Origin of the sequence: Kroppenstedtia sanguinis, from assembly GCF_050433445.1 — a bacterium.
Classification (GTDB): Bacteria; Bacillota; Bacilli; order Thermoactinomycetales; family DSM-45169; genus Kroppenstedtia; species Kroppenstedtia sanguinis.
The window spans coordinates 24,415-36,980 of sequence record NZ_JBNPXF010000025.1; the positions used below are offsets into that span (position 1 = coordinate 24,415).

Genomic DNA, 12,566 nt, shown 5'->3' on the forward strand with positions numbered 1-12,566 from the left:
CGACCCTTTCACTCTTCCCATTGCCCCATCGTAAAATATTGCTTGAGTGGGACGGCTACGATCTCTTGCAAAGAACGCATAGCGAGACCCGGGAGCGGAAAGCGACCCTGGCGAGACTTGTGCCCTATGGGTGCAAAGGCTCTTCACCGTCCCCCCATCCCGACCTTATTTTCTACCTAAAATATGGCTAAACATTACGCGTGATTTAAAAACTCAGTTTCGGAGTTTAGGGATCGGTTCTCCCGGGTCTCAATGAATCAGAATCAGCGGCAAAGAGGAGTTGTGTGCGATCCAAACCAACTTTTGATCCATTGTTTCTTCATCCCTTCTTAACTCCCGGTTAACATCCAAATCCCATAATCGAGTTGAACCTAATTCGGTTGGGAGGAATAAACCCATGTTCAAAAAAACAACCGTCATCGCTTTGACATTCGCGCTGCTTCTCTCCGCGCTGACAGTCGGTGTTCAATCTACATCGGTTCAAGCGGGCCCGGCAAAAGGAAAAAAAGTGGACAACGTCATCTTTATGATTCCCGACGGCTATTCTTCCGCTTATGCGACAAACTATCGTTGGTTTAAGGGATCAACCCCTGTCATGGACAACTATCTCGTTGGGATGATGAAAACCTACTCTGCCAACTCCAAGGTAACCGATTCCGCTGCAGCCGGTACGGCGATGGCCACAGGCACAAAAACAGATAACGGGAAGATCAGTGTATCTCCCGAGGGTAAAAATCTGAAAACGATTCTGGAGGCATCTGTGGACTCAGGCAAATCCTCCGGACTGGTAGCTACCTCGACGATCACCCACGCCACCCCCGCCGTCTTCGCCTCCCATGTGGCTTCCAGGGCGGATGAAGCGAACATCGCCCCACAACTTTTAACCAATGTGGATGTGATCCTGGGCGGTGGAAAACAGTATTTTACCCCTGAATCCAAGGGCGGAAAACAAAAAGAACGGAACCTGCTGAAAGAAGCCAAAAAGGACGGCTACCAAGTAGTCAACAACCGGAAACAGTTAATGTCCGCCGAAAATGAGAAGTTACTTGGACTCTTTGCTGACGATGCTTTGGCTCCCGAATTAGACCGGAAGGGTACGAAAGAACCCAGTCTGGCGGAAATGACCGACAAAGCGATTCAAACACTGGATCAAAACCGAAAAGGATTCTTCCTGATGGTGGAAGGAAGTCAGATTGACTGGGCGGGTCACGCCAATGACCCGGCTTGGGCCATGTCCGATGCGGAAGCCTTTGAAAAAGCAGTCAAAGTCGCGATTGATTTCGCCAAGAAAGATAGAAACACGCTGGTGGTGATCGTCGGTGATCACGACACAGGTGGAATGTCTGTCGGAGGTTACAATCAGTATGCCGCCAACCCGGAAGTTCTGCGGAACGTAAAGACCACAGGCGAGGGGATGGCCGCAAAATTAAATAAAGATCGCAGCAATGTGACAGAAGTGCTCAAAAGCGATGCTGGGATCGATCTGAAGGAAGAAGAAGTGAAGAAAATCAAATCCGCCGACGATCCGACCTCGGCGATCAACAAGGTGATCAGCCAACGGGCACTGGTGGGATGGACCACCGGCCAACATACCGGTGTCGATAATCCTCTTTATGCATACGGCCCGAAATCCCAACTGTTTGCGGGATTGAAGGACAATACGGATCTTCCCAAACTGATGGCAAAAGCGATGAAAGTAAAATTGAAAAACAACTGAGATAAAAAATGAGTCAACGATCCTGCCATGATGGCAGGATCGATTTCTTTTTTAGATTGATTAAACCGGAAGGATTCATTATATAAGAGATTTCAGGCGTGTTAATTAGCCATATTTTAGGCAGGAAATAGGGTCAGGATGGTAGGACGGTGAAGAGCCTTTGCACCCATAGGGCACAAGTCTCGCCAGGGTCGCTTTCCGCTCCCGGGTCTCGCTATGCGTTCTTTGCAAGAGATCGTAGCCGTCCCACCATCCCCGTCCCCTCAAGCCATATTTTACATGGGGGCAATGGGAAGAGCGAGAGGTCAGTTTCGTTTCTACCACCCATTTCCTGGTTAATCAACAGCCCTGAAGAGATTTTTCATTTTCGATTCATAGTCACGGTGGGACCCCAGCTTTCGAACCCCCGGTGGGGAAGCTATAATAATAACAAATCACTTTATTGGAGGGGACCTTATGTTAGAGTTGACGATCGATGAATCCGATGTTCTTTTAAAAGTAGCACACGCTCTATCCTCTGAAGTCAGAATCAATATATTGAAATTATTAAATTATAGGAAAATGAATGTGAACCAACTGTCAGAAAATCTTTCATTACCTGTTTCAACCATTTCCTTTAACGTGAGGATACTCGAAAAAGCAGGATTGATTTCTACGGAATTACAGCCGGCTTCCAGGGGAACCATGAAGGTTTGTACTCGAAACTTCGATGATATTCACATGGATTTAAACATGGCTACCGGATATAACAACCCGAAAAACTCCTATCAAATAGAAATGCCTGTAGGACATTACATAGACTCTGAAATCCACCCCACCTGCGGATTAATTAATACCAATGGGATTCTTAAACCTGAAGATGAACCTTCACTTTTCTATCATCCGGAACGGATGTCCGCCCAATTAATCTGGTTTAGAAAAGGCTATGTCAAATACCGATTTCCTTTTCTTGTGCCGGCAGATGCAAAGCTTGAGTCCATTCAATTTTCAGTGGAACTCTGTTCTGAAGCTCCTCGCTATGATCATGATTGGCCCTCTGATATTACTGTATCGATCAATGGAAATGAGGTATGCACTTGGACATGCCCCGGTGATTTCGGTGATAGAAGAGGAAGACTAAATCCACATTGGGTTCCTTCGATGCACACTCAGTACGGTTTGTTAAAAACATGGAAAGTCAATGAGAAAGGGACCTTTCTTGACGATATCAAGGTATCGGATGTGACTTTAGAGGACCTTCACCTGAAAGGGGAGAAGTCCGTTTCTTTCAAAATCGGAGTTAAGGCAGATGCCTCCAATATCGGAGGGATCAATTTGTTTGGCAAGGGGTTCGGGGATCATGATCAAGACATCCTCATGAGACTGATTTACTCTTAGCTCCCCTATCCATTCGTTGCAAAAGCTACGCAATGAATGGGTTCCCCGTTTCTCAATTTTCTAACAAGTGGGTTGACCCAAGGGCATGAAAGCGTTATATTTAATTCGATATAAATGTTTAAAACAAGTTTATTGTATTAAACACCGTATCAGTTATCATTAAACAACATAGAGAATCAGACGATGGACTGACTTCAGAGTTGTGGATTTAATGGAAGGTTTCATCCAGCCTTTCGCTCTTCCCCTCAGTCGTGTTGATTAGTCATATCTCAAGTGGGAAATAAGTCGGGATGGTGAGATGGTGAACAGCCTTTGCGCTCTTGGCAAGAGATCGTAGCCCTCCCACCATCCTCGTCCCCTCAAACAATATTTTACGATGGGGGCAATGGGCAGAGAGAAAGGGTCGTTTCGTTCCCATCATCCACTTTAGAGTTCATCATCAGCCCTGTCTTCCCCTTGGCTTCTGGGGAGTGGAATGGGGTAGATCCGATCTCTATAGGTGTAAAGGAACTCCCAACCTGCCCCCCAGCCAATGAATCCTGCTGTCCACCAATTTCATGAGGAGTGATGCAGGTGAGGAATAAACATTACACCGTGTTGCTATGTCTCATACTGTTGTGCGGTCTCATGTCAGGATGCTCCAATCTCGGAATCGCCTCCTCAGCAGATGACAAGATCGAGCTTGAATATTGGACCTTGTTTGGTGGTGGAGATGCCGAATTCATGAAGGAAATTGTTCAGAAATTTAACGAAACCCATCCTGATATTCATGTAAATTACATCCAATTATCCTTCGATGATTATTACACCAAGTTAGTCACAGGCATTGCGGCTGGAAAAGCACCTGAAATTGCGGTCTCACATACTTCAAATCTCCCACAGCTTGTTGAACTGGGGATTGTGAATGACCTCGATTCCGTTTCCAAGGATGTCGACTGGGACGGGTTCAATCAGAATGTTTTGGAGTCCACCACTTTCGATGGGAAACACTTTGCCATTCCCCTGGATACCCATCCGATCGCCTTCTATTACAACAAGAAACTTTTGCGGGATGCAGATCTGTTAAATGATCAAGGCCAGCCTGTATTTGAGGAGACGCCTGAAGGTTTCGTCAATTTTTTGAAAGCGCTTAAAAAAGAATTACCTCCAGACGTTGCTCCTATGTCCTTTCCCACTACAGGCGTCGATTCTTATAGACTCTGGTGGTCCTTCTACCATCAGCTTGGCGCAGACGACGTGCTGTCCGATGATTTAAGTTCGGCAGACATCGATCTGGAGAAAGCGGCGATAGCTACAAATTACACCAAAGATCTATTTTACAAACATCAGGTCATTCCATTGCATATATCTGATTTTTGCCGAACATTCCAAAGTGGAAAAGCCGCTACTTTCATATCCGGTGTATGGACAACGGGGATTTGGGAGGACACAGAAGGACTGGATTTCGGTGTGATCCCATTACCGACTATTTTCGATAAGCAGGCAGTGTGGGGAGATTCACATACACTGTTTTTACCCAAACAGGAGAAGCCTGACCAGGAAAAACAACAGGCCGCACTTACCTTCGCAAGTTTTGTTGCCGAAAACGGACAAATCTGGGCGAAGGCCGGGCATATCCCTGTAAAACAATCCGTCTATAAGAAAGAGGCCTTCAAAAAACTCCCTCACAGAAGCAAGTATGTAGAAGCCGCCGATCACGTGGTTTTTCCGAAACGATCCGCCGTAAACGCCCCGGTGGAAACCATTCTGAACAGAAACCTGGATGCCGTCCTGAATGGAGACGCACCGGCTGAAAAGGCATTCAAAAAAGCAGAGAAGGAGATTCAAGAGCTGTTGGAAAACTCCTTGCTTACACCGGATCAATCCTAAATCTCCTGGACATCGTGCAGAGAGAGGTGAATGGCAGATGAAAGGAACAAAATTGTCGGGAAATATAAAAGCAATTCCCTTTTTACTTCCCTTTTTCATTTTCTATGTTGTATTCACCATATTCCCGATCGTCAAAGGGCTTCAAATGAGTTTTTACGACTGGTCGCTGATTCAAAAAATGGATTTTGTCGGGTTGAAAAACTATATAATGATGTTTCAGGATCCCGACTTTTGGTCTTCGCTCTGGAACACGACTTTGTTTACGATTTTATCCACACCAACCATGATTGTACTGGGCCTTTCCCTGGCATTAATGGCCAATACCCGCTCGAAATTGCGCGGATTTTTCCGAGGGGCATATTTCCTCCCGTCGATTTTATCCGTATCTGTGATCTCTTATATCGCTATATTTATTCTGCAACCCTATACTGGGTTTTTGAATTCATTTCTACATCTGATCGGAATCGAAGGCGAGCCCTTGTGGCTGGCTAACTCCACACTTGCGTGGGTATCGATTGTCGGAGTCACCCTGTGGTGGACCGTTGGATTTAACATGATCTTATTTCTGGCAGCCTTGCAGGAAATTCCAGATTATTTGTACGAGGCAGCAAATATCGACGGTGCGACCCCCTGGCAAAAGTTCTGGAATATCACGTTTCCCCAATTAATCCCAATCGGCAGAGTCGTCTTGCTTCTGCAAATACTCTCTTCTTATAAAGTGTTTGCTCAGATCCTGTTAATCACTGGCGGCGGGCCGGGAACAACCACCCGACCACTCATTCAATATATTTATGAAACAGGATTTGATAAGTTTAACCTGGGCTATGCGGCGACCATGTCCTATGCACTGTTCTTCATCCTGCTGATCCTGTCGTTAATTCAACTGAGAAACCGGTCTGATTAGGGAGTGATATAGGTTGGAACCGAGAAAAGCGACTGCAGGTCACGTCATCTACACAAGGGCACAGAAAAAACCAAAATGGAACCCAGGCAATATCTTGCGCAACCTGATCCCGTTTATGACCGCTGTGCTCTTTATCATTCCACTCATCTGGATGTTTTTTGTATCTCTTAAAAAGCAGGGGAGCGGGATCGGCAATGTACTCCAATGGTTCGCCCCGCCTTATACATTTGAGAATTACGTCCATGTGATTATGGATACAGATGTGCTTAGATGGCTTGTAAACAGCCTGATTGTCGGCATCATCACGACCCTCGTTACACTCATCGTCACTTCACTGGCGGCCTTTGCCATCTCGCAGATTCAGTTCAGTTACAAGAAATTTATTTTCGTATTTTTTCTTGCTGGAATGATGGTTCCAGGCGAGGCGACAATTATTCCGCTATACCAGATTGTAAAAGACCTCAACCTGCTGGATTCATATGCCGGCTTGATTTTGCCCGGAATTGCTTCACCACTAGGTGTCATCATTTTAAAGAGTTTCTTCGACGGAGTGCCCAAAGAGGTGATTGAAAGTGCCAAAATGGACGGTTGTTCATTGTTTAAGATCTACTATAAAATAGTAGTCCCCCTCGCAAAGCCAGCCATCGCATCCATCGCGATTTTTACTTTCATCGGTTCCTGGAATAACTTTTTGTGGCCCTATCTGGCGATTTTCTCGGAAAATTTGTATACGCTTCCAATCGGTATCCCAACATTCAATTCTAACTATTCCCAGGATTATATTGTGCCGATGACGGTGAATGCGGTAGCTTCAATACCCGTGATCATTGCATTCTTTTTCTTCGAAAAACAGATTGTTAAAGGAATCAGTTTTACCGGGATTAAAGGGTGAAACGCAGGCGTGTTGATTAGCCCTATTTTAGGCAGGAAATAAGGTCGGGATGGTGGGACGGTGGAGAGCCTTTGCGCTCTTTGCAAGAGATCGTAGCCGTCCCACCATCCCCGTCCCCTCAAGCGATATTTTACGATGGGGGTAATAGAAAGAGCGAAAGGTCAATTTCGTTTCCACCACCCATTTCCCGGTTAATCAACAGCCCTAGGTGAAACAGATCCTATCACAATTAAAAGGGGTAGATATTGTGCAAACAGATCAAACCATTCCGACTCACTATCCGCGGCCGCAATTTAAAAGAAAAGAGTGGGTAAACCTGAACGGCAACTGGAATTTTGATTTTGACGACAAGGATTTAGGCGAACAGGAAAAGTGGTTTTTGAAACATCGCTATCACCGTGAAATTAGGGTTCCCTTCACCTATGAATCCAAAGCAAGCGGGATCGGTGAAGAATCCTTTCATCCCTATGTATGGTACCAGCGATCTTTTGAAGTTCCGGAGCTGGAACCCGAACAACGCCTCCTCCTCCATTTTAACGCATCCGACTACATAACGAAGGTGTGGGTGGATGGCCAGTTCGTTGGACGACATCAGGGGGGCTACACGAAATTCTCATTTGATATCACGAATTATCTACAAAATGCAAGGGAACACGAACTCGTCGTGAAAGTGGAAGACAGCCAGAGCTGCGATCAGCCTCGCGGCAAGCAACGCTGGATTAACGAAAACTTTGGGTGCTGGTATGTGCAAACAACGGGAATCTGGCAAACAGTCTGGCTGGAGTTAGTTCATGAAAGTCATCTCGAATCGGTGCAGATCACACCGGATATAGATACCAGCTCTGTTTCCTTTGTATATCAAGTGGCTGAACAAGCCAAACGGGATGATCTTCGCATTCAAACGGATATTTATTTTGAAGGAAAGCCGGTTAAATCATTCAGCCAACATGTGGACACTTCTTCCCCTGAATTAAAAGTGAATTTAGCAAGCTCCGCCGGTGGGGAATGGAAAGTGAAACTATGGCACCCACAGCATCCGCATCTGTATGATGTCATTTTTACTCTGTATCAGGGAGAAACCCTTGTTGATCGAGTTGAATCTTACTTCGGAATGCGGAAGGTATCCATTGAAAACGGTCAGGTCTTACTGAATAACTCACCAATCTATCAGAAACTCCTTCTAGACCAGGGATATTGGCCGGATACGATGTTGACCCCGCCGTCGGAAGAAGTGATGATTGAAGATATTGATAAAACCATCGAGATGGGCTTTAACGGAGTTCGCAAACACCAGAAAGTTGAAGATCCTTGCTTTTTATATTGGTGTGATAAAAAGGGACTGCTCGTCTGGTCCGAGGTGGCCGCTACCTACGAATTTTCTCGGGAAGCTATCGATAACTTTACTAAGGAATGGATCGATATTGTTCAACAGAACTATAACCATCCATCCATTATTACCTGGGTGCCTTTTAACGAATCCTGGGGTGTGAAAAACATCTTTACTGACGAAAGACAACAAAAGTTCACAGAAGCGATTTACTATCTGACGAAGTCTCTAGATGCCATGCGTCCCGTGATCGTGAATGACGGCTGGGAGCATACGGTATCTGATATTATTGCGCTCCACGATTATGAAGAATTCGGGGAAGTGTTTTCCCAGCGCTATGCCGACAAAGATAAAATTGTAAACAACGAGATATCACACAATCTGCAAAAGTTCGCGATGGCCAAGGGATACAACTACCAAGGTCAACCCATTATTATAAGCGAATACGGCGGGATTGCGTTCGAAGCTGAACAGGGTTGGGGCTACGGAAACCAGGTCGCAACAGAAGAAGAATTTTTGCGCCGTTATGAAGCGATCACAGCGGCCATCAAAAATTGCGAGTACATCTCAGGATATTGCTATACCCAAATTACAGATGTTCAGCAGGAAATTAACGGGCTACTCACTGAAGACAGAAAACCGAAAATCAGCCTGGAAAAGATTCGCAAAATCAATAGTTGATATCGAACTCACAGTGCTTGTCTAAGCACTGTGAGGTTTTTAATACTGCAACTGAAGGGGATGGGAGATGTGGAATTCGGCAAAGGGATGTCACGTATATTTAATATCTGTGACTGGATCATGAAATTAGCCATAGTTAATCTGCTATGGCTGGTGTTTACCATCGCAGGTTTGGTCATTTTTGGTGTAGCTCCAGCGACCGTGGCTATGTTTTCCGTGATCAGAAAATGGATCATGGGCGAAGAAGACATTCCAATTTTTAAAAGCTTTTGGAAGTATTATCGAACGGATTTTCTGAAATCAAATCTTCTGGGTCTTACTTTTTTCCTGATCGGCTGTATTTTGTATGTAGACTTAAAGTTTGCGCTGGATTATGAAGGTTCTTTTAGCACCGTTTTTCTTGTGCCGGTAATCCTCGCATGCGCCAGTTATTTATTGACACTTGCCTACTTGTTTCCCGTATTTGTTCACTACGAATGGCCTGGTTTTAAACAATGCATCCAAAATGCCTTTCTGATTGGCATCGCCCAGTTGCCCTCCACTCTTCTCATGATCGGCGGCGTTTTTTTATCTTATCTTCTCTTCCGATTTATGCCGGTGACGCTGTTGTTTTACTGTGCGAGCTTGATCGGTTATTTCCTTTACCGGAGCGCCCACCGGGCATTTCTGAAAATCGAGCGAGCAAAGGCCGCGGAAGAAATGTGATGATTATGATGACGTGTGTGCGATCCTGAGTAGGCAACACATCTCCCTCTCTAGAAGCGTTGTGATTTACATCGATCTTGGACGGTCAGGATGGGATTGCACCTATCGAACCCTATTTGATCGGTCATTGCGTGAAGCCGCATTATTCCGTTCAACAATGCGGCTTTTCTTAACAAATAGTTGTTTATTTTTACCAACAATTCATAAACAACCCAAAAAAAGTTGCAAAAAAGATGTTTTCGTTACTAAACAATCGCTCCCTATTCTTAAAAATCACTATTTTATTGATTTCACGATATTTTTTGCATCCACCAAAGATAATCCGTATCTCTCCCTTAATGTTTTAATCGTCTGTATCTCTGTCATTGACTTCATCATTTCATTTGCTTCCACTTTCAAATCATCATATTCGGAAGTCCTTGCGAATGAATCATTTAAACTATCGTCTATTCTATTGATTACACTGCTAAATGCAATAACAACAGGAAATAAAGATAGAATTACAGCAATCCATTCAACCACAGTTTTAAGGGCTCCTTGAAGATGAAAAACATCATGTATCAGATAATTAGCGAGTTGGATCAGTCCGAACACAATGGCAACAGATACGATAAACGAAAATACAACTAACATGATCTGGGACACTGACAACCGTTTCAACTTTTTAATCTTGCCGTTGCCAAGCGAAAAACAAAGAAAAGCTGCAGATAATAACACTAACTGCCAATCCGTATATCCATACCAAACCCATAAAGCAACCATACCCCAAATTAAAATCCATCCGGTTAGATTGAAAAATTTTATATTCATTTCAACAACATTCCCCTTTTGGCTGGCGTTACACAAGATAACTATAGAAAATTGATCTGCCTATACAGTTCCTTGTCCAGACAGATAACTTTTTTATTACTCAACATAATCTGGCCCGTTTGCGCTATACTCTTATCTTACTTTTACCATAAGAAACCCCTTTAGACAAATTTCGTCTAAAGGGATAAAACGGTGCAACTTTATTTTAAACGGTACGACTTTTTTCACTCAATAACATTGAAGAGGCAATAGTTCCCCCTTACTCCACCGTCACGCTCTTCGCCAGGTTACGCGGCTTGTCGACGTTGAGGCCGCGGGCCACTGAGACGTGGTAGGCGAGGAGCTGGAGGGGGATGACCGCCAACACCGGAGTGATGAAAGGAAGCGTTTCCGGGATGGTGAGGATCTCATCGACGGACTTGCCCACTTCCGTGTCTCCCTCTAGGGTGAGACCCAGGACATGGGCACCTCTCGCCTTTACCTCGATGATGTTGGATACCATTTTATCCCGAACCGCTTGTTGGGTGGCCAGAGCGATCACCGGGATCCCCTCCTCGATCAGAGCCAGGGACCCGTGCTTCAATTCCCCTGCGGCACAGGCTTCCGAGTGGATGTAAGTGATCTCCTTCAGCTTCAGGGAGCCCTCCATCACCACCGCAACATCCAAACCCCGTCCAATAAAGAAAAGATCCTCGTGGTCGGCGATCCTGCGGGCAAAACGCTCCACCGATGCCGTGTCCGCCAAGAGGCGCCGGATCTGTTCCGGCAGGCGAAGCAGGGCGGTGGCGGTAGCGGATAATTCTTCCCTGCTGAGGGTCCCCGTGACTCGGGCCAGATGCAGACCCAAAAGAGTGAGGGCGACCAACTGAGTAGTATACGCCTTGGTGGAAGCGACAGCAATCTCCGGACCGGCCCAGGTCATTAAGACTTCATCAGCCTCCCGGGCCACACTGCTGCCCACCACGTTGGTGATGCCCAATACCTTGGCGCCGCCTTTTTTGGCTTCACGAAGGGCAGCCAAAGTATCTGCGGTCTCTCCCGACTGGCTGATGACGATCACTAAGGTAGACCGGGTAATCAAGGGATCCCGATACCGGTATTCCGATGCCACATCCACCTCTACCGGGATGCGGGTCCATTTTTCCAGCACCGTTTTACCGACCAGCCCGGCATGGTAGGCTGTACCACAGGCCACCAGATGAATCCGGTCAATCTTCTTCAGCTCTTCTTCCGTAAAGTTGAGTTCCCGTGACAAATCGACGATGCCGTCCTTCACCCGACCGGCCAGGGTATCCCGGATCGCCCGGGGCTGTTCAAAGATTTCCTTCTGCATGAAATAATCATAGCCATCTTTTTCAGCAGTAAGAGCATCCCAAGTCACATGGAGGAGCTCCTTGTCGACGGACTCTCCATCCAGGGTGGTCAGCTCCATCCACTCCCGAGTGAGCACGGCCATTTCCCCGTCTTCCAGCACGTACACATCTCGGGTGTGTTCCAGAATGGCCGGGATATCCGAGGCAATAAAGTTTTCCCCGTCTCCGACACCGATGATCAAGGGACTGGCCAGGCGAACTGCCACGATCTTGTCCGGCTCTTTGCGGCTGATGATGGCCAGGGCGTAAGCTCCCCTCATCCGTCGAACCGCACGGCGGACTGTGGACACCACATCCCCATCATCCAGATCCGCCAGCAGATGGGCGATCACTTCGGTGTCTGTCTCCGAGATGAAAGTGTGCCCTTTTTTCTGAAGCTCTTCCTTCAGCTCCAAATAGTTTTCAATAATCCCGTTGTGAACCACGGCAAATTGTTGTCCTCGGTCCAGGTGAGGATGAGCATTTTCATCAGAAGGTTTTCCGTGGGTCGCCCAACGGGTGTGACCAATCCCCACTTGTCCAAGCAGGGAGCGGGCTTGCAACCGCTCTTCCAAGGTGGACAGAGGCCCTTTTGTCTTTTCCACTTCCATTTTCCCCTCATGGCAGAGAGCGATGCCTGCCGAATCATACCCACGATACTCCAGTTTGCGGAGCCCTTCCACCAGAATCTCCCGAGCTTGTTTCGATCCGATGTATCCTACGATTCCACACATGTTTCTCCAACCCCCTGAAAAATGAACAGGGCATGGCCGCTTCCCTCAAGGAAAGCGGCACCCCATATCACCATGGTTTTGCCGCTGTCTCCGGAAGCAGGCGATTTTTTTCTGTTTGGATCCGAAAACGGCGTTCGTTGTCGATCTGCTCCTGATGCCATCCATCACTTGCTGTCGGGATGGCGCACCGTACTAGAA

General features: G+C 46.4%; 9 protein-coding genes. 7 read left to right on the forward strand and 2 right to left on the reverse strand.

What is annotated here, in order from left to right:
- Positions 1 to 397: 397 nt before the first annotated feature.
- From JOD24_RS13550 to JOD24_RS13580, 7 genes are all read left to right on the forward strand, one after another.
- Complete coding sequence (locus JOD24_RS13550) at positions 398 to 1,717, forward strand: alkaline phosphatase (protein ID WP_429247089.1); 1,320 nt, start codon at positions 398 to 400, stop codon at positions 1,715 to 1,717.
- A gap of 456 nt (positions 1,718 to 2,173) precedes the next feature.
- On the forward strand, positions 2,174 to 3,094 hold the full coding sequence (locus JOD24_RS13555) for an ArsR/SmtB family transcription factor (protein WP_380167459.1): 921 nt from the start codon (positions 2,174 to 2,176) through the stop codon (positions 3,092 to 3,094).
- Positions 3,095 to 3,790: 696 nt separating this feature from the next.
- Entirely contained in the window at positions 3,791 to 4,963 is a 1,173-nt protein-coding gene (locus JOD24_RS13560) for an ABC transporter substrate-binding protein (protein ID WP_429247090.1), read from the forward strand.
- 37 nt (positions 4,964 to 5,000) lie between these two features.
- Positions 5,001 to 5,867 carry a carbohydrate ABC transporter permease gene (locus tag JOD24_RS13565; RefSeq protein WP_429247091.1) on the forward strand — a complete coding sequence of 289 codons (867 nt, stop codon included), beginning with the start codon at positions 5,001 to 5,003 and terminating at the stop codon, positions 5,865 to 5,867.
- Between the two features lie 13 nt (positions 5,868 to 5,880).
- On the forward strand, positions 5,881 to 6,759 hold the full coding sequence (locus JOD24_RS13570; RefSeq protein ID WP_429247092.1) for a carbohydrate ABC transporter permease: 879 nt from the start codon (positions 5,881 to 5,883) through the stop codon (positions 6,757 to 6,759).
- Between the two features lie 247 nt (positions 6,760 to 7,006).
- Positions 7,007 to 8,767 carry a glycoside hydrolase family 2 protein gene (locus tag JOD24_RS13575; RefSeq protein ID WP_429247093.1) on the forward strand — a complete coding sequence of 587 codons (1,761 nt, stop codon included), beginning with the start codon at positions 7,007 to 7,009 and terminating at the stop codon, positions 8,765 to 8,767.
- A 69-nt stretch (positions 8,768 to 8,836) separates the two neighbouring features.
- Entirely contained in the window at positions 8,837 to 9,472 is a 636-nt protein-coding gene (locus JOD24_RS13580) for a YesL family protein (RefSeq protein WP_380167467.1), read from the forward strand.
- Positions 9,473 to 9,748: 276 nt separating this feature from the next.
- Here JOD24_RS13580 and JOD24_RS13585 read toward each other — a convergent pair whose 3' ends face one another.
- Together JOD24_RS13585 and glmS are read right to left on the reverse strand one after the other, a co-directional pair.
- Positions 9,749 to 10,282, reverse strand: coding sequence for a disulfide bond formation protein DsbD (locus tag JOD24_RS13585; protein WP_380167469.1), 534 nt, complete (start codon positions 10,280 to 10,282; stop codon positions 9,749 to 9,751).
- A gap of 259 nt (positions 10,283 to 10,541) precedes the next feature.
- Complete coding sequence (gene glmS / locus JOD24_RS13590; RefSeq protein ID WP_429247094.1) at positions 10,542 to 12,368, reverse strand: glutamine--fructose-6-phosphate transaminase (isomerizing); 1,827 nt, start codon at positions 12,366 to 12,368, stop codon at positions 10,542 to 10,544.
- Positions 12,369 to 12,566 lie beyond the last annotated feature (198 nt).